Origin of the sequence: Rhizobium sp. BK008 (assembly GCF_014197345.1) — a bacterium.
Taxonomy (GTDB): domain Bacteria; phylum Pseudomonadota; class Alphaproteobacteria; order Rhizobiales; family Rhizobiaceae; genus Rhizobium; species Rhizobium anhuiense.
Genome location: NZ_JACIFK010000001.1, coordinates 1924791 through 1948910 on the forward strand (window position 1 = coordinate 1924791; position 24120 = coordinate 1948910).

General features: G+C 61.1%; 27 protein-coding genes and 1 pseudogene. 11 read left to right on the forward strand and 17 right to left on the reverse strand.

The genetic code is table 11. From position 1 onward, the window contains the following. Positions 1-63: 63 nt before the first annotated feature. Both FHT69_RS09445 and FHT69_RS09450 read left to right on the forward strand, forming a co-directional pair. Positions 64-1596, forward strand: a complete 1533-nt coding sequence (locus FHT69_RS09445) for a PAS-domain containing protein (protein WP_047619890.1) — start codon at positions 64-66, stop codon at positions 1594-1596. A gap of 63 nt (positions 1597-1659) precedes the next feature. After that, the gene (locus tag FHT69_RS09450; RefSeq protein ID WP_047619888.1) at positions 1660-2283 is read left to right on the forward strand and encodes a carboxymuconolactone decarboxylase family protein; all 624 of its coding nucleotides are present in this window, start codon (positions 1660-1662) and stop codon (positions 2281-2283) included. Positions 2284-2333: 50 nt separating this feature from the next. On the opposite strand, the gene FHT69_RS09455 is transcribed toward FHT69_RS09450, so the two are convergent. Both FHT69_RS09455 and FHT69_RS09460 read right to left on the reverse strand, forming a co-directional pair. Then, positions 2334-3377: an alpha/beta hydrolase gene (locus tag FHT69_RS09455; protein ID WP_047619886.1), complete on the reverse strand. Its 1044-nt coding sequence runs from the start codon at positions 3375-3377 to the stop codon at positions 2334-2336. Between the two features lie 92 nt (positions 3378-3469). Continuing rightward, positions 3470-4357: a LysR family transcriptional regulator gene (locus tag FHT69_RS09460; protein WP_047619884.1), complete on the reverse strand. Its 888-nt coding sequence runs from the start codon at positions 4355-4357 to the stop codon at positions 3470-3472. 125 nt (positions 4358-4482) lie between these two features. Between FHT69_RS09460 and FHT69_RS09465 the strand changes: the two genes are divergently transcribed. Further along, positions 4483-5334 (forward strand): oxidoreductase, encoded by an 852-nt coding sequence (locus FHT69_RS09465; RefSeq protein ID WP_183905269.1) that lies wholly within the window; start codon positions 4483-4485, stop codon positions 5332-5334. 155 nt (positions 5335-5489) lie between these two features. Further along, positions 5490-6494, forward strand: coding sequence for a ketopantoate reductase family protein (locus FHT69_RS09470; protein ID WP_063473385.1), 1005 nt, complete (start codon positions 5490-5492; stop codon positions 6492-6494). A 44-nt stretch (positions 6495-6538) separates the two neighbouring features. Here the strand turns inward: FHT69_RS09470 and FHT69_RS09475 are convergent, their stop codons facing one another. Further along, positions 6539-7486 (reverse strand): alpha/beta fold hydrolase, encoded by a 948-nt coding sequence (locus FHT69_RS09475; protein ID WP_047619879.1) that lies wholly within the window; start codon positions 7484-7486, stop codon positions 6539-6541. A gap of 185 nt (positions 7487-7671) precedes the next feature. Between FHT69_RS09475 and FHT69_RS09480 the strand changes: the two genes are divergently transcribed. From FHT69_RS09480 to FHT69_RS09490, 3 genes are all read left to right on the forward strand, one after another. After that, positions 7672-7830: a hypothetical protein gene (locus FHT69_RS09480; RefSeq protein WP_155295777.1), complete on the forward strand. Its 159-nt coding sequence runs from the start codon at positions 7672-7674 to the stop codon at positions 7828-7830. A gap of 101 nt (positions 7831-7931) precedes the next feature. Continuing rightward, positions 7932-8243, forward strand: coding sequence for a DUF1883 domain-containing protein (locus FHT69_RS09485; RefSeq protein WP_097545249.1), 312 nt, complete (start codon positions 7932-7934; stop codon positions 8241-8243). A 254-nt stretch (positions 8244-8497) separates the two neighbouring features. After that, a complete protein-coding gene (locus FHT69_RS09490) occupies positions 8498-9172 on the forward strand; it encodes a VIT1/CCC1 transporter family protein (RefSeq protein WP_183905387.1) in 675 nt (224 codons plus the stop codon). A gap of 32 nt (positions 9173-9204) precedes the next feature. Here FHT69_RS09490 and FHT69_RS09495 read toward each other — a convergent pair whose 3' ends face one another. Both FHT69_RS09495 and FHT69_RS09500 read right to left on the reverse strand, forming a co-directional pair. Further along, positions 9205-10521 carry a replication-associated recombination protein A gene (locus FHT69_RS09495; protein WP_183905270.1) on the reverse strand — a complete coding sequence of 439 codons (1317 nt, stop codon included), beginning with the start codon at positions 10519-10521 and terminating at the stop codon, positions 9205-9207. Then, the gene (locus FHT69_RS09500; protein WP_183905271.1) at positions 10518-11921 is read right to left on the reverse strand and encodes a DegQ family serine endoprotease; all 1404 of its coding nucleotides are present in this window, start codon (positions 11919-11921) and stop codon (positions 10518-10520) included. The genes FHT69_RS09495 and FHT69_RS09500 overlap by 4 nt, the downstream gene beginning before the upstream one ends. A 256-nt stretch (positions 11922-12177) precedes the next feature. Between FHT69_RS09500 and FHT69_RS09505 the strand changes: the two genes are divergently transcribed. Together FHT69_RS09505 and FHT69_RS09510 are read left to right on the forward strand one after the other, a co-directional pair. Beyond that, complete coding sequence (locus FHT69_RS09505; RefSeq protein WP_029868136.1) at positions 12178-12558, forward strand: YkvA family protein; 381 nt, start codon at positions 12178-12180, stop codon at positions 12556-12558. Positions 12559-12581: 23 nt separating this feature from the next. After that, positions 12582-12935 (forward strand): lysozyme inhibitor LprI family protein, encoded by a 354-nt coding sequence (locus FHT69_RS09510; protein WP_183905272.1) that lies wholly within the window; start codon positions 12582-12584, stop codon positions 12933-12935. A 58-nt stretch (positions 12936-12993) separates the two neighbouring features. Here FHT69_RS09510 and ilvD read toward each other — a convergent pair whose 3' ends face one another. Then, on the reverse strand, positions 12994-14832 hold the full coding sequence (ilvD, locus tag FHT69_RS09515) for a dihydroxy-acid dehydratase (protein WP_063473380.1): 1839 nt from the start codon (positions 14830-14832) through the stop codon (positions 12994-12996). Between the two features lie 333 nt (positions 14833-15165). Here ilvD and msrP point away from each other — a divergent pair, with 333 nt between their 5' ends. Further along, positions 15166-16113 carry a protein-methionine-sulfoxide reductase catalytic subunit MsrP gene (gene msrP, locus FHT69_RS09520; RefSeq protein ID WP_183905273.1) on the forward strand — a complete coding sequence of 316 codons (948 nt, stop codon included), beginning with the start codon at positions 15166-15168 and terminating at the stop codon, positions 16111-16113. Next, positions 16113-16769: a protein-methionine-sulfoxide reductase heme-binding subunit MsrQ gene (msrQ, locus tag FHT69_RS09525; RefSeq protein ID WP_168332292.1), complete on the forward strand. Its 657-nt coding sequence runs from the start codon at positions 16113-16115 to the stop codon at positions 16767-16769. Before msrP ends, msrQ begins: the two co-directional genes overlap by 1 nt. A gap of 25 nt (positions 16770-16794) precedes the next feature. Here msrQ and FHT69_RS09530 read toward each other — a convergent pair. The 11 genes and pseudogenes from FHT69_RS09530 to rplR form a co-directional block, all read right to left on the reverse strand. Beyond that, positions 16795-17200, reverse strand: a pseudogene (locus tag FHT69_RS09530) (DUF2809 domain-containing protein). A 142-nt stretch (positions 17201-17342) separates the two neighbouring features. Then, on the reverse strand, positions 17343-17765 hold the full coding sequence (gene rplQ, locus FHT69_RS09535; RefSeq protein WP_003573769.1) for a 50S ribosomal protein L17: 423 nt from the start codon (positions 17763-17765) through the stop codon (positions 17343-17345). 123 nt (positions 17766-17888) lie between these two features. Beyond that, positions 17889-18899 carry a DNA-directed RNA polymerase subunit alpha gene (locus FHT69_RS09540; protein WP_003547579.1) on the reverse strand — a complete coding sequence of 337 codons (1011 nt, stop codon included), beginning with the start codon at positions 18897-18899 and terminating at the stop codon, positions 17889-17891. 97 nt (positions 18900-18996) lie between these two features. Continuing rightward, on the reverse strand, positions 18997-19386 hold the full coding sequence (gene rpsK, locus FHT69_RS09545; protein WP_003547577.1) for a 30S ribosomal protein S11: 390 nt from the start codon (positions 19384-19386) through the stop codon (positions 18997-18999). A gap of 133 nt (positions 19387-19519) precedes the next feature. After that, positions 19520-19888: a 30S ribosomal protein S13 gene (rpsM, locus tag FHT69_RS09550; RefSeq protein WP_003573772.1), complete on the reverse strand. Its 369-nt coding sequence runs from the start codon at positions 19886-19888 to the stop codon at positions 19520-19522. Between the two features lie 221 nt (positions 19889-20109). Beyond that, positions 20110-20760 (reverse strand): adenylate kinase, encoded by a 651-nt coding sequence (locus tag FHT69_RS09555; RefSeq protein WP_029868130.1) that lies wholly within the window; start codon positions 20758-20760, stop codon positions 20110-20112. After that, entirely contained in the window at positions 20757-22097 is a 1341-nt protein-coding gene (gene secY / locus FHT69_RS09560) for a preprotein translocase subunit SecY (protein ID WP_029868128.1), read from the reverse strand. Before secY ends, FHT69_RS09555 begins: the two co-directional genes overlap by 4 nt. Positions 22098-22330: 233 nt before the next feature. Beyond that, positions 22331-22807, reverse strand: a complete 477-nt coding sequence (rplO, locus tag FHT69_RS09565; RefSeq protein ID WP_029868127.1) for a 50S ribosomal protein L15 — start codon at positions 22805-22807, stop codon at positions 22331-22333. A 16-nt stretch (positions 22808-22823) separates the two neighbouring features. Then, entirely contained in the window at positions 22824-23033 is a 210-nt protein-coding gene (gene rpmD / locus FHT69_RS09570) for a 50S ribosomal protein L30 (protein ID WP_003547566.1), read from the reverse strand. A gap of 14 nt (positions 23034-23047) precedes the next feature. Continuing rightward, positions 23048-23617 (reverse strand): 30S ribosomal protein S5, encoded by a 570-nt coding sequence (gene rpsE / locus FHT69_RS09575; RefSeq protein ID WP_003573784.1) that lies wholly within the window; start codon positions 23615-23617, stop codon positions 23048-23050. 131 nt (positions 23618-23748) lie between these two features. Next, entirely contained in the window at positions 23749-24111 is a 363-nt protein-coding gene (gene rplR, locus FHT69_RS09580) for a 50S ribosomal protein L18 (protein ID WP_029868126.1), read from the reverse strand. Positions 24112-24120 lie beyond the last annotated feature (9 nt).

Below are 24120 nucleotides of genomic sequence, written 5' to 3' on the forward strand. Positions count from 1 at the left end.
ACTTTATCGTTTCTGACCAATGCTACGCAGACGTGCAACGCACCAGATCTGAAGCAGGACCGGATGATGCCACACTCGTTTGAATCCATTCTGGAGAGCCTGCCTCAGGGCATTGTCCTGCTCGATCCTGCCAGTGCGGTAACGGCGTTCAATTCCCGCACGCTTGATATTCTCGGCCTTCCGGAAGGCGCCATCCGCAAGGGAATGGCTATCGACGGATTGTTGGGCGCCGACTGCCGTGCGGTGGCATCCCGGCGATCGGCGATCGGCAAACCGCATACGTCTCAGTTCGTACTTTCCGACGGACGGATGATCTCATTGACCTGCGCGCCATCGAAGGATGGAGGCTGGATCCTCAGCTATGAAGACATCTCGACGCTCATTCGCGTCGAAGACAGCCTGGCCGAACAACATCGCCGGTTCGACGCAGCCCTCAGCAACATGCCGCATGGGCTGTGCATGTTCGATTCCGTCAAGAACCTGATATTGTGCAACCCCTCCTACGCGCGGATGTACAATCTGCCGGACCTGCTGACGCAACCGGGGACGCCACTCGTGGATATCCTGGCCTATCGCAGCCGGGAGGGAAATGGCCCGGCCGATACCGCGACCTATTTTGATGTCGTTTTCGAAGCGACGGCCCGCGGTGCGGTAGCCAGCCAGAACATCGTGCTCACCGATGGGCGGGTTATCAAGATCACCCACAATCCGATGCAAAACGGTGGATACGTCGCCACCCATGAAGACGTCACCAAGACCGTGCGCCTTGCCGAAGAGCTGCGCCGGCATCACGATCAGCTCGAAGCGACGGTGAAGAGTCGTACGGCGGAAGTCGAGCGGCAAGCGCGGGAACTAGAACGCATGCTCACGCAGGAGCGGAACATCAACGAATTGCAGCGGCAGTTCGTGGCGATGGCATCGCATGAATTCAGGACCCCGCTTGCCATCATCGACGCCGCTGCCCAGCGGCTGCTGCGTAAACGAGGGGCGGTCGAACCCGAATTTCTCAGCGACAAGGTCGATCAGATCCGCGCATCGGTGAACCGGATTGTCGATCTCATGGAGAGCATCCTGTCGGCCGGACGCCTCGATACCGGCAAGATCGATATCAGCTACACCGCTTGCGCATTAAGATCATTGATAAGAACCTGCTGCGAGCGGCAGTCGACGATCGCAAAGACGCACAGCTTTGTTTTGGACATAGATGGGCTTCCCGAGTTCATCGATGGCGATCCCCGCACTTTGGCACAGGTCTTTACCAACCTGCTTTCCAATGCCGTCAAATACGCGCCTGGAACCTCCGAAATTCGCGTCACGGCATGGGCAGAGACAGGAAACGTCAAAGTTTCGGTCAGCGATGACGGTGTGGGGATCGATCCGGAAGACGTGCCCCGGCTGTTCCAGCGCTATTTTCGTGCCCGGACGTCGATCGGGATTGCCGGAACGGGTATCGGCCTCAATCTGGTGAAGCAGATCGTCGAGCTGCATAACGGCTCGATAGAGGTTCGAAGCGCAAAAGGATGCGGGTCGACATTCACCGTAACCCTTCCCATCAAGAGAAGCGGTAACGCTTCCGCGACCAATGACGCGGCCTGACGTTTCAGGATTGCTGTCCGCCATATCTACCCTATCCTTCTCGCAATAGAGGAGGATCACGCCATGGCTTTCATTCACACCCCCAATGCATCCGCCAGCGAGAAGACGACGTCGATGTATGCGTCGGCCGAGGCGAATTATGGATATCTGCCGAACATGTACCGGGCCTTCGGCCACCGGCCGGAGGTGATGGAGAGCTGGGCGGCGCTGCTTTCGAGCATTCGCAGCCATATGAGCCTCAGGCGCTATGAACTGGTGACGCTGGCGGCAGCCAAGGAGCTGAAATCCTCCTATTGCATGCTGGCGCACGGCTCGGTGCTGCTGCGCGAGGGTTTCACCAGCGACGGGCTCACGGCAGTTGTCAACGAGACGGAGAAGGCGCCGATCGATGCCGGCGAACGCGCGATCATGGCCTTTGCCGCCAAAGTGGCGCGCGATGCGACGTCGGTCACCCAGCAGGATATAGACGGGCTGAAAAAACACGGACTGAGCGATGCCGATGTCTTCGACGTCACGGCTGCGGCCGCGGCCCGGTGTTTCTTCTCGAAAATGCTGGATGCGCTGGGCGCTGCACCCGACCACGCCTATATCGAGCGGCTGGAGCCGAATGTGCGAAAGACACTCAGCGTCGGCCGGGAGGTGGAGCGGCCTCTGGCGCCCTCACCGTCTCGTGGCACATCGCAATGATGCGATGACCGAGGGCGCCTGCTCCTGCGGCTCCCTGTTCCCCTGCGGCCCTACTCCTGTGGTTTGTCCGCAAAATGCCGGATCGCAAATTCGGCGATGTTCTGGCTCGATCGGTCGGCATCGTCGAGCAGCGAGGGAAACAGCTGCCATTGATGCGGCATTCCCGGCCAGACCTCGGTGGTGACGTCCACTCCCGCTTGGCGCGCCTTGTCGGCGAGCCGCAGCGTATCGTCCAGCAGGACTTCGCCGGAACCGACCTGCAGCAGCAGCGGCGGAAAGCCGGTCATGTCGGCATAGAGCGGCGAGGCCTGAGGATCGGTCGGAGACCGGGTGCGGAGATAGGTCTTGCGCAAGGTCTCGATCCAGTCCTTGCCGACCAGCGGATCGCTTTCGGCATTCGATGTCATCGATCCGCCCGTCGCGGCAAGATCGGTAATGGGGCTGAGCGCAATCACAGCCGCCGGCAACGGCTTTGCGACCTGCATCTGCCGCAGCACCGTCTCGATCGCGATATTGCCGCCGGCGCCGTCTCCGGCGACGATGATGTTCTCGCTCCGATAGCCGTTGTCGAGAAGCCAGCGATAGGCGGTCAGCGCGTCGTTGATCTGCGCGGGATAGCCATATTCAGGCATCAGCCGATAATCGACGAGAAGAACGTCGCTCGATGCGGCCTTGGCGAGCGAGCCGGCAATCAGGCTGTGCGTGCGGATGGAGCCGCTGGAAAAGCCGCCGCCATGGATATAGAGGATCACCCTTTGGCCGATCGGGTGATGAAGTCGGGCGGGCCACATCAGTTCGGCATCGACGCCGTCGGCATCGACCTGCCGGACCTGGATGCGCGTCGGTCCCGGCGTCGTCTCCATCAGCGTTCTGAAGGCCGTCCGCCGCTGCTGCAGGCTGTCGGCGCCGGCAAAGTGTTTCTTCCAAAGGCTGACGAGTTTTTCGACCTGCTCACGCGAGGCCTGGCTTTGCGGCCCAATGTCCTGCGCAGACACGCCGGATGCCAGCAACGCCATCGCAGTAAGCGCAGGCAACAGACATCCGAGCCGCCTTGCGAGCCTTCGATTACCGGCAGACAAAATCCGATTGTTCATCAACCTCTCCCGATGATGCGGGTCACGGCAGCATCATTGGCCAGTTCGCCCATGGGAGTCAAAAGGGTGACGGATGCCAATCCCGACCTTTTTTACTCCGCTCTTATCGCGTCGATAACAGCCCTGAAACCCGCCGACATATGGCGGCGGCTCGGATAGTAGAGATAGAGCGGTTCCTCCGGCTGACACCAGTCGTCCAGCACCTGGATCAGTTCGCCGCCGGCGACCGCCTTCTCCACGCGCGGCTCCCAGATATAGGCAAGGCCAACACCGCTAAGTGCTGCCTGCATCATCAGCTCGTGATCGTCGAGCGACAGCGGCCCGGTCGGCTGAAAGCTCACGGTCTGGCCATCCTTCTCGAACTCCCAGGCATAGCGCGCACCTGATGGAAACATGTTCTGGATGCAGAGATGGCGCTTGAGCTCATGCGGTGTCGCCGGTTTCGGCCGGGTCTCGAAATAGGCGGGCGAACCGACGACGACCAGGCGGATGCGCGGCTTGATGCGCAGCGCGATCATGCCCTCGGTGACGCGCTCGCCGAAGCGGATGCCGGCATCAAACCCCTCCTCGACGATATCGACCAGCCTGTCTGTCGCGTTGATCTCCAGCTGCAAATTGGGGTTCTTTGTCAACAGCGGACCGATGATGCGGCCGATGACGAAGGGGCCGATCGAATTCGGCACGTTGATCCGCACCTTGCCGAAGGGCGTGTCTCGGTAGCGGTTCAGCGCATCGAGCGCTGCCGCCATCTCGCCGAAGGCCGGGTCAAGATGCGAGATCAACAGTTCGCCGGCCTCCGTCAGCGAGACGCTGCGCGTCGTGCGGTTGAGCAGGCGGATGCCGATCCGGTCTTCGAGATTGAGCACGGCATGGCTGACCGCGGAAGCAGTGACGCCCCGCTCCTCGCCTGCCTTGCGAAAGCTCTTGTGCCGCGCGACGGCGGCGAAAGCCGCGAGTTCGGACAGTTCGGTGGCGCGCATTGCTGAAATAAGCTCATCATAGTTTCAAGAATAACAAATCTTATACAGCAACGAATTTTCAGTCAAATTCACCTCGTCGGCACAGAGATGCCACCGCCAACCGAATAGTTCGAAAGGAATTCGTCATGAAAGTCTGGTTCATCACTGGTGCATCCCGCGGCTTCGGCGCGCTGATGACCAAAGAAGCCCTCGCATCAGGCGATGCCGTCATCGCCACCGCCCGCAACCCGAAGACCGTGACCGAGCAGTTGGGCGACCACCCGAACCTGCTTGCCGTCGCCCTCGACGTCACCAACGAGGCGCAGGCGAAAGAGGCTGCGGCTGCCGGCATCGCCCGCTTCGGCCGCATCGATATTCTCGCCAACAATGCCGGCTACGGCCTGCTTGGCGCTGTCGAGGAAGCCACGGCCGAAGAGATCGAGAGGCTCTATGCCACCAACGTCTTCGGTCTGCTGAAGGTGACGCGCGCAGTGCTGCCCCATATGCGCCGCCAGCGCTCCGGCCACATCCTGAACTTTTCCTCAATTGGCGGTTATTTCGGCTATCCCGGCTGGGGCGTCTACGGCTCGACGAAGTTCGCCGTCGAAGGCTTGTCCGAATCGATGGCCGCCGAACTCGAACCTTTCGGCATCAAAGTGACGATCGTCGAGCCTGGCTTCTTCCGCACCGACTTCCTTGCCGACACGTCGCTGGCGGTCAGCCCTGCCTCCATCGCCGATTACGAAGGCACGCCGGCCGGCAACATGCGCAGTTTCGCTGTTGATGCCAACCATACCCAGCCCGGCGATCCCGCCAAGCTTGCCGCCGGCATCATGACGCTCGCCAATTCGCCCAATCCGCCGCTGCGCATGCCGTTCGGCAGCGATACGGTGGCCGTCATCGAGGAGCAACACGCCAGCGTCGAAAAGGAACTTGCCGCCTGGCGCCAGCTCGCTTTGTCCACGGATTTTCCAAACGAGGCAACGGGCTCGGCCTGAAGACCAAGGTGGGGCAGCCGTTGCTTCCCGGATCTCCGGGATGCGGCGGCTGCGCGCCGTGAGTGCAGGAAAGTGCAGCATGCGGCAAATTAGCGTTCGCCTCACGTATGGAATGGCCTAGATCTAGGTTCGATCACCACCATGAAGAGGCGAGCATGTCCATCAAGTCCATCTGCATCTATGGCGCCGGGGCGCTCGGCGGCGCTATCGCCGTCAAGCTTGCAAGCCACGTTGGAAACGACGCCATCATCTCCGTCGTCGTGCGTGGAGCCCATCTCGACGCCATCCGCGACAATGGTCTCAGCCTGCGCGAAGCCGGTGCGGAAAGGCCGCTCAATGTCCGCCTCACCGCAACCGACGATCCCAGGACATTACCGCCGCAGGATCTCGTCATCACCGGCCTCAAGGGGCATCAGCTGGCACCCGCTGCCGAAGGTATTGCGGGCCTCCTCAAGGAAGGCACCCGCGTCGTCATGATCCTCAACGGCATTCCGTGGTGGTATTTTCACCGCGATATCCAGAGCCGGCATGCCGAGCTGCAGTTCGACGAGCTCGATCCCGGCGGCAGGCTTTGGCGACTGATCGGGCCGGAACGGGTGATCGGCTGCGTCGCTTATCAAGGGGCAGAGGTCATCAATCCCGGCGAGATCCAGCTTGCCAACAACGGCCGCTTCGTGCTCGGCGAGCCCTCAGGCGAGATGTCGCCCGATCTCAAGGCGATCGCCGCGGTGCTAACCGACGCCGGCCTCAACATCACGACGACGGCTGTTATCCGTGACGAGATCTGGAGCAAGTTGATGGGCAATACCGCCTTCAACCCGATCAGCGCGCTGACCAGGGCGCTGATGACCGACATCATGGCGGATCCGGCACTTTCGACCACAGTCGGTAAAGTGATGAACGAGGTCCGCGCCGTCGGCGAGGCCTTGGGCGCGCGTTTCAGCATGACCGTCGAGCAGCGGCTCGAACAATCGCGCCATATCGGCGCCGTGCGCACATCGATGCTGCAGGATCTGATCGGCGGCAAGGCGCTCGAAATCACGCCGCTGGTCGGCATGGTGGTGGCGCTCGGACGCCTGAGTGCCGTTCCGACCCCAGTCTCGGAAACGATCCTGGCGCTGGTGACGCAATTGGATCGGGAAAACCAGCGCGGCCGCTGACTGCGGAGAAAAAGAAAGGCCGGGAGAAACCCGGCCGCCTTGACTTACTTTACGACCTGCTCGGCCCAATTCGGCGCCTTGCCGCCGCCATCGAGGAAGGTCATTGCCATATTCGCCATGAGGGGAGAGGCGAAGGTCTCGTAATGGGTGAGATCGGGCAGGATCGCCAGCCGGTTCTTCGACATGTTTTCCCGCATCCAGCCCGCATCGCGCAGACCGCCGCCGAGCTTGTGATAGAAGTCGACCATATGCTCGGGGCGGATCATGTCGGCATCGCCATAGATCAGCATGACCGGCATGGTGAGCTTCGCGACCGCATCGCTGTAGTCGGCGGGTTCACGCATCAGCGCGCCCATGGCGTCGAGCAGCTTCGGAAATTCGGAAACGTCAAGCGCCACCGCCTTGTAGGAGAGGAACATCGGCGTGTCCTTCATCATCTCGGCCATGCCGGCGCCGACGGCCGCCTGCTGCGGCAGCATCTCCGGGAAGAAGCCGTTCTGCGCATAGGGTGCAGAGAGTATCACCAGCCGGCGCACCTGGTCGGGCGCGTTCGCCGCCATGTTCAGCGCCACCCCGCCGCCAAAGGAATAACCGAAGACGTCGAGTTTGTCGTAACCGAGCTGCTTCACCAGGATCGCGAGATCGGCGCCGATCGCCGGAAGCTCGATCGGCCGTTTGCCGAGCGGCGTGCGGCCATGGCCCTGCAGGTCGACGGCGATCACCTGGCGGTGGTCGGTGAAGATGGGCATGACCGGCGCGAACATCTCGATCTGCCCGAGGCCGCCGTGAAGGAGCAGCAACGGTTCGCCCTCCCCGCGGATCTCGTAGTAATAATCGATGCCGTTGACCGGCACGCTTCCCTTCCTGACCATCGGCGCTACGGCCTTATTGTCCTCGATGACAGGCCTTCCACTTTCAGCACCTGACATATCGGGTGCGGCCAGGAATGCGGCAGCCGTTGCGATCATCGAAATCAGCGTCATCTTCGACATGTCCTTGCTCCCATGTTTGCTTCGATATCGCAAGAACGGCGGCGATCATGCGTTTCCGACACCGCGCTTCGAATTTTCTGCCATCGGCCTTTATGCCATTTCTATATTTTCGCCCCTCTCTCCGAATGGATTTCCTATCGCAAGCGGCAGTAGCCTTTCGCCATCACTGCAAAGGTCAAAAAGCCATGCGAAATCTCATGTCCTCCGGTTTCCGGCCTCTTCGCCCCTACAGGATCACGCGCGGCAGCCGGCAGATGCGCGAGAGGCGCACCGCCCAGGCGTTCATCGTCTTCGGCGTGGTGCTCGCCTGTGTCGAGCTCTACGTCATTTTCGGCTGGCTCTGAGGCGGAGCGCGAAGACGTGAGCTGAAAGGCCAATTCCAACTTTTCCTTAACCGGCATGCTGGTAAAATCCTGGCGCAGAGACTTCAGACGCCGCGAGACCGATGCCGAAACCGAATTTCCGCTTCACCCATTACGATCTCAAGGAACAACGCGCCGGATCGATAATCGAGGTGTCGTTGAATGCGGTGAACAATGTCCGGCTGATGACGTCACCGAATTTTCAGCGGTTCACCGAGGTTCTCGATTTCAAATATATCGGCGGCGTAGCGCGCAAATCGCCGATCAGGATCGCCGTGCCGGAAAGCGGCCACTGGCATGTCGTCGTCGACATGGAGGGCCATCACGGGCTTGCGGAATCCGCCGTCAAGGTGATCGCGGCGCCCGCAAATCAGAAGATGCCGCGGCCCTCCTGAATTTTACAGCACCCACGCATCTTTCGGACGCGCAAAAGCAAGCGCTGAAGCTGCTCTGTCGAAAAACCGTGATCACGAGACGCCCAATCCTGCCGATCGTTGATTGCGATCAATGAATCAGACCGCGACGTCGGTCACAGTTCTGTGGTCGCGAGGCTTACCCCGCGCCGCCAGTTGCAAGTCGGCTCCTCATTCATGCTCTGCTAGAGAGTGAGGAACAGCGGGCCATGATCTTCATCACCTGGGGGCAGTCCATGACTTCGAGCCCGATCGGTCGTATCACCAATATCATCGATCCCGGCGATGCGCTCGGTGAAGTCCTTTTCGGATTGATCATGGCGCTGACATTTACGGTAGGTTCAAGGCTCGTTTTTGAGGATGAAGGGTTAGATGTCCACGAGTTGATCGTCGCAACAATCGGATGCAACGTCGCTTGGGGGATCATTGATGCCGTGTTGTTCATTCTGGGTACGACGTTTTACAAGAGCAGACGGCTGCGCCTTTTTCGGCAAATTAAAGCCGCCAGAAGCGAAGCTACGGCGCTTGAGATGCTCGCGAAAGAATTCCCGATCGAAGAAGCACCGTTTTCTGCAAAGGCCGGGGACGCGGACACGCTCTATCGATCACTCCTGACGCTTGCATCTCGGGCCGATCCTGTGAAGGTGTCCCTATCGAAAGGTGATCTCTGTGCCGCCATCGCGGTCTTCTTTCTGGTCTCGATCACCTCCATTCCGGCAGTGACCCCTTTCCTTCTCATCGACAGCGCGCACCTAGCTCTGAGAGTCAGCAACGTGTTTCTCATCATGCTGCTGTTTGTGACGGGCTATGCGTGGGCGAGATTTTCGGGAGGCAGGCCTTTTCGCGCAGGGATGACGATGACTTCTCTCGGGTTGCTTCTGGTTGCAATAGCGATCGCTCTTGGCGGGTGAGCCCCTTCGCCAACCCAACAGGCATAAACCCGTCAGCGCGGATTGCGCTCCTTGCGAAGTTTCGCCCACCATTCCAGCCGCTTGCGGATGTCGCGCTCGAAACCGCGCTCCGGCGGATCGTAGAAGGTCTGGCGGCCCATCTTCTCCGGGAAATAATCTTGGCCGGAAAAGGCATCCGGCTCGTCGTGATCGTAACGATAGCCCTCGCCGTAACCTTCGCCCTTCATCAGCTTGGTCGGCGCATTGAGGATATGTTTCGGCGGCAGCAGCGAACCGTTCTGTTTTGCCGCCTGGCTGGCCGCCTTGAAGGCGGTGTAGACGGCATTCGACTTCGGCGCGGTGGCGAGATAGATGCAGGCTTGCGCCAGCGCCAGTTCGCCTTCCGGCGAGCCGAGATAATCGTAGGCATCCTTGGCGGCATTGCAGATCACCAGCGCCTGCGGATCGGCAAGACCGATATCCTCCACCGCCATGCGCACCAGCCGCCGGCCGAGATAGAGCGGGTCTTCGCCGGCATCGAACATGCGGGCGAGATAATAGAGCGCGGCATCGGGATCCGAGCCGCGCACGGATTTATGCAGCGCCGAGATCAGATTGTAGTGCCCGTCCTGCGCCTTGTCGTAGACTGGGGCACGGCGCTGGACGATGCGCGTCAGGCCCTCGGTATCGAAGCTCTCGCCCTCGCGCGCGGCGCGCCAGACCTCTTCGGCGAGCGTCAGCACCGCCCGGCCATCACCGTCGGCCATGCGGATCAGGCTGGCGCGCGCCTCCTCGGTCAGCGGCAGCGGCTTCTGCTCGATCGCCTCGGCGCGCTTCAGCAGTTCCTCCAGGCTCTCCTCGTCATGCGACTTGAAGGTGAGGACACGGGCCCGCGACAAGAGAGCGGCGTTGAGCTCGAAGGACGGGTTCTCGGTGGTGGCGCCGACGAGGATGACGGTGCCGTCCTCCATGACCGGCAGGAAACTGTCCTGCTGGGCACGATTGAAACGATGGATCTCATCGACGAAGAGCAGCGTCTGACGGCCGTCCATGCGCCGCAGGCGGGCTGTCTCGAACACCTTCTTCAGATCGGCGACGCCGGAAAAGATCGCCGATATCTGCTCGAAGGCCAGCCCGGCCTCGCCCGAAAGCAGCCGCGCCACCGTCGTCTTGCCGGTGCCTGGCGGCCCCCAAAAGATCATCGAGCCGAGCGAGCCGCTTTCGATCATCCTTTTCAGCACGCCATTCTCACCGGTCAGGTGTTCCTGACCGGTGACATCGGCAAGCGTCTTCGGCCGCAGCCGGTCGGCAAGCGGCCGCCTGGCGGCGACCTCCTCCGGAACACGCGGCGCGAAGAGATCGTTGCTCATCGGAAAAACTGCCGGATGCGCTGGCCGTCGCGCTCGATTTCCACTCGCCAGAGGCCGGGGTCGCTATCGGCGATCTCGGACAGTTCGCTGGTCGACTTCACATCCGTGCCGTTGATCGAGACGATGATATCCTTCGGCTCGAAGCCCAAACGGGCGGCAGGCGAATCCTCTTTCACCTCGGAGACGACGACGCCTGCCGATTCCGGCGGCATGCGCAACTCGTCGGCAACCCGCGGCGACAGGTTCTCGACGACGGCGCCGGTAAACGGCGTGTGGCCGCCGATCGTGCGCTGGTCGCGCGGCGAGGTCTCCGGGGCGCGGTCGAGCGTCAGCGGCAATTGCTCCTCGCGGCCGTTCCCGACGACGGTGAGCTTGACCGATTTGCCGAGACCGGCCGTCGTCAGCCGGTAGAGCAGTGCATCGGGATGTTCGACAGAAATGCCGTCGACGGCGGTGACGATTTCCCCGGCCTTCAGCCCGGCCTTGGCCGCCGGCCCGCCTTCCGAGACCTTGACGACGAGCGCGCCGCGCGCCTTGTTCAGCCCGAGCGCTTCAGCCACCTCAGAGGTCACGGCATCGAAACTGGCGCCGACATAGGGCCGCTCGAAGGATTTGACGCCGGCATCGGCCGAGGCGAGGAAGACCTTGACGAGATTGGCGGGGATGGCGAAGCCGATACCGTTCGAGCCGCCGCCGCGGGAGAAGATCGCCGTATTGATGCCGATCAGCTCGCCCTTCATGTTCATCAAGGCGCCGCCGGAATTGCCGGGATTGATCGAGGCATCGGTCTGGATGAAGAAGCCGAACTCGTTCCTGACCACCTGGTTGCGGGCCAGTGCCGAGACGATACCGCTCGTCACCGTCTGGCCGACGCCGAAGGGGTTGCCGATCGCCAGCACGAGATCGCCGACCTCGACCGAATCGGAATTGCCGATCGGCAATGTCGGGAAGCTTTCCTTGGTATCGATCTTCAGGACGGCAAGATCGACGCGGTCGTCGCGCAGCACCACCTTGCAAGGGAATTCGCGGCCATCCGACAGCGCGATCTTGATGTCGTCGGCGCCTTCGACGACGTGATTGTTGGTGACGACAGTGCCGTTCGCCTCAACGATGACGCCGGAACCAAGCGAGGACTGCTTTTCCGAACGGTTCGGCATCTGCTGGCCGAAAAACTGCTCGAAGAAAGGATCGCCGGCAAAGGGCGACTGCCGCTGGACGATCTTTTCCGCATAGACATTGACGACGGCGCCTGACGTTTGTTTGACGAGCGGCGCGAAGGAGAGCTGCATCTGCATCTGGCTCTCGGGGACGGTCTTTGCAGTCTGCGCATCGGCCGCGGCCGGCAGAATGAGCATGAGAGCGAAGAGCGAGACGGACGCGCGCTTGAACAGGCCTTGCATGGGTATCCCTTTTGAATCCTCTTGAGGAACGTTTTAGAGCATGATGCCGAAAAATGTGAGCGGTTTTCGGACGACATCATGCTCTAACTATTTAATTGCGAACAGGATTCAGATTTTAGGCCGGCCGGCCTAAAATCGTCCTGTTCTGCGGCCCGACGCTAGAAAGGAAAGAGGGCGGAAGCATGGAAGAATAAGGCAAGAGGACGCCTCGGAAACCGGTTGAAGTCATTGTGAATTTGATTCAGGAAGATTGGCCATGCAACTGATATCGAAAGCCAAACTCTGGGCGAAGTCACTGAAGCGTGACATCGTGGCCCTTTGGTTTGCCGCTCGCGATCCACGCGTGCCCTGGCATGCCAAAACGGTGGCCGGCACTGTTGCCGCCTACGCGCTGTCGCCGATCGATCTCATCCCCGATTTCATTCCCGTGCTCGGCTATCTCGACGATCTCCTGATCGTGCCGCTCGGCATCATGCTGGCTATCCGGCTCGTGCCGGTGGAGGTGATGATCGAGCTCCGCACGGAGGCGGCCAAGCGCATCGAGCGCCCCTCCAGTCGTCTCGGAATGATCTTCATCCTTGCCGTCTGGCTCGCCTGCATCATCTTCCTGGCTCTGGCACTCAGCAGGCTCGCCTGAACGGCACCAACGGGAACATATGCATGATGATGACAAGAATGATGACGGCAGCCTTCGGCTTTGCGACCCTGCTCCTCGCATCGCCCGTGGCACAGGCGGCCAGTTTCGATTGCGACGCGAAAGAATTGAAGCCGGATGAAAAGGCGATCTGCGACAACCGCGCGCTCAACGATGCCGACGTGCAGATGGTGACGACCTTCGATCTGCTCTCCGGCGTGCTGGCGATGGGCTCGCGCGGCACGCTGCAGGACGAACAGACGGCCTGGCTGAAGAAACGGCAGGAATGCGGGGCAGATGCGACCTGCATCAAGGCTGCTTATGACGAGCGGCTGAAGCAACTCGGCGAGACCTATAAAAACATCAACCGGCCGCTGTGAAAGCGACCGGTTGGTAGAGCCGCTGACTTTTAATCAGCAGGTAATCGGTTGAGATGCCTCAACGGGCGTTCAGATCGCGCACGGCGCCGCGATCGGCGCTCGTTGCGAAGGCGGCGTAGGCCTTCAACGCGGTCGTGACGTTGCGCTTGCGGACTTCGACCGGGTACCAACCCTTGGCGTCCTGATCGGCGCGGCGGGCGGCAAGTTCGGTTTCGCTGACGCGCAGGCTGATCGTACGGTTGGGGATGTCGATGTCGATCATGTCGCCTTCACGCACCAGGCCGATGATGCCGCCATTGGCCGCTTCCGGTGAGACATGGCCGATCGACAGGCCGGAGGTGCCGCCGGAGAAGCGGCCGTCGGTGATGAGGGCGCAGGCCTTGCCGAGGCCCTTCGACTTCAGATAGCTCGTTGGATAGAGCATTTCCTGCATGCCGGGGCCGCCCTTCGGGCCTTCATAGCGGATGACGACGACGTCGCCTGATTTGACCTCGTTGGAAAGGATCGCCTTGACGGAGGCATCCTGGCTTTCGAAGACGCGGGCGGGGCCGGAGAATTTCAGGATCGATTCATCGACGCCGGCCGTCTTGACGATGCAGCCGTCGATCGCAAGGTTGCCCTTGAGCACGGCGAGGCCACCATCTTTCGAGAAGGGATGTTCGACCGAACGGATGACGCCGTTCTGGCGATCGGTGTCGAGCTCGTCCCAGCGGGCCTCCTGGCTGAAGGCGACCTGGGTCGGGATGCCGCCCGGAGCGGCGCGATAGAATTTGCGGACAGTCTCGCTATTGGTGCGGGTGATATCCCAGCGATCGATCGCGTCGCCCAGCGTCTCGGCATGGACGGTCGGGCAATCGCGGTTCAAGAGACCGCCCTTGTCGAGCTCGCCGAGGATCGACATGATGCCGCCGGCGCGGTGGACGTCTTCCATGTGCACATCGCTCTTGGCGGGCGCGACCTTCGACAGGCACGGCACGCGGCGCGACAGCGCGTCGATATCGGTCATGGTGAAATCGACCTCGCCTTCATGGGCGGCGGCAAGGATGTGCAGGACCGTATTGGTCGAGCCGCCCATGGCGATGTCGAGCGCCATGGCATTCTCGAAAGCCTGCTTGGAAGCGATGGTGCGCGGCAGCGCCTTGACGTCGTCCTGCTCGTAATAGCGGCGGGCGAGATCGACGATCAGATGGCCGGCCTCGACGAAGAGCCGCTTGCGGTCGGCGTGGGTGGCGAGCGTCGAGCCGTTGCCGGGCAACGACAGGCCGAGCGCTTCCGTCAGGCAGTTCATCGAATTGGCGGTGAACATGCCGGAGCAGGAGCCGCAGGTCGGACAGGCCGAGCGTTCGATGGTCTGGACGTCTTCGTCGCTGATCTTGTCGTCGGCCGCGGCAACCATGGCATCGACGAGGTCGAGCGCATGCGTCTTGCCGTGCAGCACGACCTTGCCGGCTTCCATCGGACCGCCGGAGACGAAGACTGTGGGAATGTTGAGGCGCAGCGACGCCATCAGCATGCCGGGAGTGATCTTGTCGCAGTTGGAGATACAGACCATGGCGTCGGCGCAATGGGCATTGACCATATATTCGACGCTGTCGGCGATGAGCTCACGCGAGGGCAGCGAATAGAGCATGCCGTCATGGCCCATGGCGATGCCGTCATCGACGGCGATCGTGTTGAATTCCTTGGCGACACCACCGGCCGCTTCGATCTCGCGGGCGACCAGCTGGCCGAGGTCCTTCAGGTGTACGTGGCCGGGCACGAACTGGGTGAAGGAATTCACCACCGCGATGATCGGCTTGCCGAAATCCGAATCCTTCATGCCCGTGGCGCGCCAAAGGCCGCGGGCGCCCGCCATGTTGCGGCCATGGGTCGTGGTTCTGGAACGGTAAGCTGGCATCGGTGTCTTCCTCAACGTGGCGGAATTATCAGGCGAAGCGGGGCGGCATGGAGCCTGCAGGCCGGGCAAACGCTGCTTTTTGGAATTGTCCTAATCCAATCGACGGGGGCTGTCACTACCGGGAAGCTCAAATCCGGTACGCCATCGGCAAAGCGCCACGAGCCCATCGATCATATACGGTTCGGCGCGATGTTTCGTTACAGCCTATTCCATCACGGCCGAACACAAAAAATTGGCTTCCCGTCGGTAATATTCAAGGCTTAGACACTCATCCGAGTGTGCGGGTGGTTCGTTTAAGACTATATTTCACAGATCCGCCCAGGAGGTTTCGTCATGCCAAGCTATCGCCCGCAGAAGATCGCGTCATCGGAGATAACGCCGCGCCAGATCTATGTGCGGCGTCGTGAATTCCTCGGCGCGGCAGCGCTTGGCGCCGTGGCGCTCTACAGCGCCGGCAAGGCGAGTGCTGCGGCGCTTTCCGCCGTCCAGAGCAAGTATAAGGTCGACGAGAAGCCGACGCCGATCAAGGATGTCACGACCTACAACAACTTCTATGAGTTCGGCCTCGACAAGGGCGATCCCGCAGCTCTTTCCGGCGATTTCAAGCCGCTGCCCTGGACGGTCAAGGTCGACGGCATGGTCAACAAGCCCGGCACCTTCGACATCGAGGCGCTGATGAAGGAATTCCCGATCGAGGAACGAACCTACCGGATGCGCTGCGTCGAGGCCTGGTCAATGGTCATCCCGTGGGACGGTTTTCCGCTGGCATCGCTGCTCGACAAGGTGGAACCGCTCGGCAGCGCCAAATACGTCGCCTTCGAAACCGTCGTGCGGCCGGAAGAAATGCCGGGGCAGAAGGGCTTCTTCCAGTCGCTCGACTGGCCCTATGTCGAAGGTTTGCGCCTCGACGAAGCGCGCCATCCGCTGACGCTGCTTGCCGTCGGGCTCTATGGCGAAACGCTGCCGAACCAGAACGGCGCGCCGATCCGCCTCGTCGTGCCGTGGAAATACGGTTTCAAGGGCATCAAATCGATCGTCAAGATCACGCTCACCGACCAGCAGCCTAAGAATACCTGGCAGGTGACCAATCCGCAGGAATACGGCTTCTACGCCAACGTCAACCCTGATGTCGATCATCCGCGCTGGAGCCAGGCGAGCGAGCGGCGCATCGGCGAAAGCGGCTTCTTCGGTGCGAGCCGCCATCCCACCCTGCCCTTCAACGGCTATGCCGACGAGGTGGCGGGTCTTTATGCCGGCATGGATCTGAAGGCGAATTTCTGATGGCGGAACTGTCGCTCGCCATCCCCAAGCGCTGGCAACCCGCCTCCGTCTGGCTGCTCTACGTCGTCGGGCTGGTGCCTGCGGCCTGGACTTTCTATCTCGGCGCGACCGATCAGCTCGGCGCCGATCCAGTCAAGACCTTCGAGCTCTTCCTCGGCATCTGGACGATCCGCTTCCTGATCGCAACACTTGCCGTGTCCCCGGCCCGCGAGCTCTTCGGCTGGAATTATCTGCGCTATCGCCGCGCGCTGGGCCTGCTGACCTTCTACTACGCGCTAATGCATTTCACCGTCTACATGGTGCTCGACCAGGCCATGGATATCTCTGCCGTCATCAACGACGTGCTGAAGCGCCCCTTCATCATGTTCGGCATGGCAGCCCTTGCCATGCTCATTCCGCTGGCGCTGACATCCAATAATTTCTCGATCCGCCGCCTCGGCAAGAACTGGATCTGGCTGCATCGCCTGATCTACATCATCGCCGCCAGCGGAGCGCTGCATTTCGCGCTCTCGACCAAGATCCTCGACCTCGAGCAATATATCTATGTCGGGCTGATCATCGCGCTCATCCTCTACCGCTCCTACCGGCCGATCGCACGCAACAGGAAGAAGGGCCACGGACGGGCGCGCAATCGCGCAGTGGCGTCAGCTTCGTGAGGCGCAAACGACCGCCGAGGACGCTTCACCGACGGGCGGGATCGAAGGCGCAGGCTGCGGCGATGCCGATGGCATAAGCCAGCATATTCCAAAACGAAAATATCCATCCGGCCAAGCAACAGGGCGCCCGCCGTGGTCAGCCGAAAGGCGTCGAGCCAGGGCGCATGATAGAGGCGGAACAGTTCCACGGAGATCGCGATGAGCAGCGCTGTGACGGCAATGACCGCCCGCCGTGACCTTGCGGCTATGAGTGACACCAGCAGATAGACCATCGCGCCCCAGAGCGCCGATCCGCCATATTTGACGACGACGAAGGGCAGATCGGCCGCATAGCCAAAGCGCCGGAGCGCCAGCCCGAGGACGATGACAAGAAGCAGGGCTGCGAGACGCAGGAACTGCGCTCGAGAGCGAGTTTGAATAATTGCGCGCAATGACCTGTCCTATCTCAATTTCCGCCGGTTGGACGGCCGAGGTGCAGATATCGAATTATCAAGCGAAGGCTGTCCGCCGGCGCACAAACAAAAACAGCCGGGCTTTGCAGCCCGGCTGTCTTGTTTCCGCCGAAGCGGAAGATTAAGCGGCGACGGCCTGTTCTTCGGCAGCGACGCGGGCCTTGTCGGCTGCGCCCTTGGCGAAGGTGTCGCGATCAACGAATTCGACAACGGCCATGGCGGCATTGTCGCCCTGGCGGAAGCCGGCCTTCATGATGCGCAGGTAGCCGCCGTTGCGGGTGGCGTAACGCGTTGCGATCGTGTCGAACAGCTTCGAAACGACGGCAGCATCGCGGATCTGCGAGATCGCCTGGCGGCGAGCATGCAGGTCGCCGCGCTTGCCGAGCGTGACGAGCTTCTCGACGATCGGACGGATTTCCTTGGCCTTCGGCAGGGTCGTGACGATCTGCTCGTGGGTAATCAGCGAAGCCGCCATGTTGGCGAACATCGCCTTGCGGTGGCTTGCAGTTCTATTCAGCTTGCGGCCGGCTTTACCATGGCGCATTGCTATTCTCCTTTAATGCAGGTGCCCTTACGCTAAATGGGCCTGCCGTTTCCTGGCACATGCAGGCGATCGGCCTGCTGTTTGACGGGGAAAGGCAGCCGAAAGAGCCTGCCTTTTGTTTTCTCAGTATTGGTCTTCGTAACGCTTGGCGAGATCTTCGATGTTCTCGGGCGGCCATGCCGGCACTTCCATGCCGAGGTGCAGGCCCATGGAAGCGAGAACTTCCTTGATTTCGTTCAGCGACTTGCGACCAAAATTCGGCGTGCGGAGCATTTCTGCTTCGGTCTTCTGAATGAGGTCGCCGATGTAGACGATGTTGTCGTTCTTCAGGCAGTTTGCCGAACGGACCGACAGTTCGAGTTCGTCTACCTTCTTGAGGAGAGCCGGGTTGAAAGCGAGTTCGGTGACTGCTTCCTCTTCGGTTTCCTTCTGCGGCTCGTCGAAGTTGACGAAGACGCCAAGCTGATCCTGGAGAATGCGCGCCGCAAAAGCGACGGCGTCTTCGCCGGTGATCGAGCCATCGGTTTCGATGGTCATGTTCAGCTTGTCGTAGTCGAGAACCTGTCCTTCGCGGGTATTTTCAACCTTGTAGGACACCTTCTTGACCGGCGAGTAGAGGCTGTCGACCGGGATGAGACCGATCGGAGCATCTTCCGCACGATTGCGCTCGGCCGGAACGTAGCCCTTGCCGTTGTTGACGGTGAACTCCATGCGGATTTCGGCGCCCTCGTCGAGCGTGCAGATGACATGCTCGGGGTTGAGGATTTCGATATCGCCGACCGTCTGAATGTCGCCAGCCGTAACAACGCCCGGGCCCTGCTTGCGCACGACCATGCGCTTTGCGTCGTCGCCATCCATCTTGATGGCGATTTCCTTGATGTTGAGCACGATGTCCGTCACGTCTTCGCGGACGCCCGGAATCGAGGAGAATTCATGCAGCACGCCGTCGATCTGCACCGCCGTGACGGCAGCACCGCGCAGCGAGGAGAGCAGAACGCGACGCAGCGCGTTGCCGAGGGTGAGGCCGAAGCCGCGCTCCAGCGGTTCGGCAACGAGCGTCGCCCTGGTGCGCGAGCTCGAGGAGAACTCCACCTTGTTCGGCTTGATCAGTTCCTGCCAGTTCTTCTGAATCATGAGTTTGCCTTCCGTTCGTTGCCACCATCCAATCGTGGCAACCGAGCTTGAAAACCACCGGGAGCGCGCAGGCGCTCACCGGTGACGAGAGCGATGATCAGACGCGGCGCTTCTTGCGCGGACGGCAGCCATTGTGCGGGATCGGGGTCACGTCGCGGATGGACGTGATCATGAAACCTGCAGCCTGGAGCGCGCGCAGAGCCGATTCACGACCCGAACCCGGACCGCAGACTTCGACTTCCAGCGACTTCATGCCGTGTTCCTGGGCCTTCTTGGCGCAGTCTTCGGCAGCGATCTGGGCGGCGAACGGGGTCGACTTGCGCGAGCCCTTGAAGCCCTTTGCGCCAGCCGACGACCATGCGATCGCATTGCCCTGCGCGTCGGTGATGGTGATCATCGTGTTGTTGAAGGTCGAGTTGACGTGAGCGACACCCGACGAGATATTCTTGCGCTCGCGACGGCGAACGCGGACGGCTTCCTTAGCCATGGTATTCCTTTCGTTGATCTCTTCACCGCCGTAATGCCAGCGGCTACACCGGAACGGCGCCTATATGGTCCCGCTCCAAACTCAAAAGAGGCCGGCGCAGACCGCCAGCCTCCCTACCCCGGTTTCCCGGAAATTACTTCTTCTTACCAGCGATTGCCTTTGCCGGGCCCTTGCGGGTGCGGGCATTGGTGTGCGTGCGCTGGCCGCGGACCGGAAGGCCGCGGCGATGACGCAGGCCGCGGTAGCAGCCGAGGTCCATCAGGCGCTTGATGTTCATCGCGGTATCGCGACGAAGATCGCCTTCGACCTGATAGTCGCGGTCAATGGCTTCGCGGATCTGAAGGACTTCTGCGTCCGTCAGCTGATGCACACGACGTTCAGCCGGGATACCGACCTTCTCGACGATTTCCTGTGCGAATTTCGGACCGATCCCGTGAATGTAGGTCAGCGCAATAACAACGCGCTTCGCAGTCGGGATGTTGACGCCAGCGATACGTGCCACGCCTGTTCTCCTTGCATTCCAGTTGCCATCCGGCAAGTGGGCTTCGTTATGCGGTCTTTAGAACCGCCCGTTCAGATTTACGTCCGTAACATGTCAAAACGACCGCACCCGGACTTCCCTGGGAAATCCGCGCCGATCGCATGGAATGTCGCGAGTTGGCGCGGTGTTTAGCGGAATCACTGCTGAAAAGCAACCGTTCCGCCAAGTTTATTTTCAAAGCCTTAAAGCTTGGAAAGAATGCTTTCGACCTCGGCAGTCACCTGATCGATGTCCGCCATGCCGTCCACGGACTTGAGTTTGCCCTTGGCATGGTAATAACCGATCAGCGGCGAGGTTTCCTTGTAGTAGACCTGCAGCCGAGCCGTCATGGTCTCCGGATTGTCATCGGGACGGCGCTTGAAGTGCGTCGAACCGCACTTGTCGCACACGCCTTCGGCAGCCGGAACCTTATCGCTATCGTGATAGACGCTGCCGCACTGCGCGCAGGAATAACGACCGGCGACACGGCGGATCAGTTCGGCATCATCGACACGGAATTCGATGACGACGGACAGGCCGAGACCCTTTGCCCTCAGCATCGCCTCGGTGGCATCCGCCTGGACGAGCGTCCGCGGGAAACCGTCAAGAATGAAGCCATTGGCGCAATCGGGTTGATCGATTCGCTCGGAAACGATGGCGATGACGATCTCATCCGAGACGAGTTTGCCGGCGTCCATGACCGCCTTGGCGCGCTTGCCGACATCCGTACCGGCGTTGACCGCTGCACGCAGCATGTCTCCCGTGGAAAGCTGCGGAATGCCGTGCTTTTCCACGATCCGCTGGGCCTGGGTTCCCTTACCCGCGCCCGGCGGCCCCAAAAGGATAAGTCTCATCGCCCCCTCTTTCCTCCACGCAACTTCGATTTCTTGATCAGGCCTTCGTATTGCTGCGCGATCAGGTGACCCTGGATCTGTGCAACCGTATCAAGAGTTACGCTAACCACGATCAAAAGCGAAGTCCCACCAAGGGATAATGGGATGCCGGTTTGCGACACCAAGATCTCCGGAAGGATGCAGACGAAGACGAGATAGATCGCGCCGATCACCGTGATGCGGGTCAGCACGTAGTCGATATATTCGGCAGTGCGCTCGCCCGGACGGATGCCGGGAATGAAGCCGCCATGCTTCTTCAGATTGTCGGCCGTGTCCTTCGGATTGAAGACGATGGCCGTGTAGAAGAAGGCGAAGAAGGCGATCAGCGCCGCGTAGAGCACCATGTAGAGCGGCTGGCCGTGGCCCAGCGCCGCGACGATCGACGTCGCCCAGGAGGGCATAGCCGTGGTGTTGGCAAAGCCCGCAAGCGTTGCCGGCAGCAGCAGCAGCGAGGAGGCGAAGATCGCCGGGATGACGCCCGAGGTGTTGAGCTTCAGCGGCAGGTGCGAGGTATCGCCCTGGAACATGCGGTTGCCGACCTGGCGCTTCGGATACTGAATCAGCAGCCGGCGCTGCGCACGCTCGACGAAAACGATCACGCCGATGACGCCGATCGCCACAATGATGACGAGCAGGATGAGGAAGGTCGACAGCGCGCCGGTGCGGCCGAGCTCGAGCGTGCCGGCAAGGGCCGTCGGGAGACCGGCGGCGATGCCGGCGAAGATGATCAGCGAGATGCCGTTGCCGATGCCGCGCGAGGTGATCTGCTCGCCGAGCCACATCAGGAACATCGTGCCGCCGAGCAGCGTCAGAACGGTGGAAACACGGAAGAACCAGCCCGGATCGACGACGAGGCCCTGGCCGCTCTCAAGACCGGCGGCAATGCCGTAGGCCTGCAGCGCGCCGAGGATGACGGTGCCGTAGCGGGTATACTGGTTGATGATCTTGCGGCCCTGCTCGCCCTCCTTCTTGAGGTTTTCGAGCGCCGGCACGACCGAGGTCATGAGCTGCACGATGATCGAAGCAGAGATATAGGGCATGATGCCGAGCGCGAAGATCGCCATGCGCTGAACGGCGCCGCCCGAGAACATGTTGAAAAGGCCGAGAATGCCGCCTGCCTGGCCGCGGAAAGCCTGGGCATAGGCTTCGGGATTGAGGCCCGGAAGCGGAATATGGGTGCCGAGCCTGTAGACGAGGAGAGCTGCCAGTGTGAACCACAAGCGCTTCTTCAAATCCTCGGCTTTGGCAAAGGTCGAAAAATTGAGGTTGGATGCCAATTGTTCCGCTGCAGAAGCCATGCGTTTCTCCGCGCTACCAATTCCGGCGTCTCTGGGGGATAGGCCGGCCCCGGAATCAGTATGAAAATTATTCAAAACCGGGTTCAGAACGGATTGCAATGCAACCCCATGCCTCACCCTCGTTTTAGTCTTACCGGCATGACGCGGGCGCGCCAGCCAAGTTTTTGTGAGGCCCACATATGGGAGCAAAATCGCCCGGTGTGAAGCACCCCGGGCGATATATCATCAGATTATTATTCGGCTGCAGCCGGAGCCGAAAGCAGCGTCACGGTGCCGCCGGCCTTTTCGATCTTCTCGACGGCAGGCTTGGAGGCGCCTGCAACGACGATCGTCACCTTGGCCTTGAGCTCGCCATCGGCGAGAACGCGAACGCCGTCCTTGGGGCGACGGATGACGCCAGCGGCCTTGAGGGCAGCTGCATCAACGGTCGCCTTGGCGTCGAGCTTGCCGGCGTCGATTGCCGCCTGGATACGGCCGAGCGACACGACAACAAAATCGGAAGCGAAAATGTTGTTGAAGCCGCGCTTCGGCAGGCGACGATAGATCGGCATCTGGCCGCCTTCGAAGCCGTTGATGGCGACGCCCGAGCGGGACTTCTGACCCTTCACGCCGCGACCACCGGTCTTACCCGAGCCCGAGCCGATACCGCGGCCGAGACGCTTGCGGCTGTGGGTCGAGCCTTCGTTGTCCTTGATTTCATTCAGTTTCATGAGCGTTTCCTCCGTCTCACTTCTCGTCGACAACGCGAACGAGATGCTGGACAGCACGGATCATGCCACGAACCGAAGGAGTATCCTCCAGCGTGCGGCGACGGTGCATCTTGTTCAGTCCGAGACCGATCAGCGTGCGCTGCTGAACATCCGGACGGCGAATCGGGCTGCCGATCTGTTCGATCGTGACAGTCTTCGCTTCAGCTTTCTTGGTAGCCTTGGCCATCTGTCAAACTCCTCTTATTCTTCAGAGGCGTTGCCGGAGGCGCTACGACGAGCCTGCAGCGTTGCATACTTGATGCCGCGCTGAGCTGCGATGTCCTTCGGGTGAACCTGGTGCTTCAGAGCGTCGAAGGTGGCGCGAACCATGTTGTAGGGGTTCGACGAACCGGTCGACTTGGCGACGACGTCGTGCATGCCGAGCGTTTCGAATACGGCGCGCATCGGACCGCCGGCGATGATGCCGGTACCGACCTTGGCCGAACGCAGCAGAACCTTGCCGGCGCCATGGCGGCCATGGACGTCGTGATGCAGCGTACGGCCGTCACGCAGCGGTACGAAGATCAGTTCGCGCTTGGCGGCTTCGGTTGCCTTGCGGATGGCTTCCGGCACTTCACGTGCCTTGCCATGGCCGAAGCCGACGCGGCCCTTCTGGTCGCCGACGACGACGAGTGCTGCGAAACCAAAACGACGGCCGCCCTTGACGACCTTGGCGACGCGGTTGATCGCGACCAGCTTGTCGACGAATTCGCTATCGCGCTCTTCACGGCTCTGGCGGTCTTCCCGCTGCGGCCTTCTTTCCTGTGCCATTGTCCTCTTCCTTTTTCTTTTCCGGGTGCAATCGGCAAACACATGTGGACCGCATCAGCCTCCCCTTTCGGGAAGTGCCTGCGGTCCGGCGAAAATCCGGCCGGCGCTGTAAGCGTCCGGCCGGAAACTGATCAGAAGGTGAGACCGCCTTCGCGGGCCGCTTCGGCGAGAGCCTTGATGCGGCCGTGATAGATGAAGGCGCCACGGTCGAACACGACTTCCGTAACACCGGCCTTGGAGGCGCGCTCGGCAACGAGCTTGCCTACGACGGCAGCGGCGGCGGTATCGGCACCGGTCTTCAGAGAACCGCGCAGATCCTTTTCGAGGGTGGAGGCAGACGCGAGCGTCTTGCCGGCCACATCATCGATGACCTGGGCGTAGATGTTCTTCGAGGAGCGATGAACCGACAGGCGCGGACGGCCATTGGCCACCGACTTGAGTTGACGGCGCACGCGGTTGGCACGACGTGCAAGTGCTTCTTTCCTGCTAGCCATTTCGCGTGA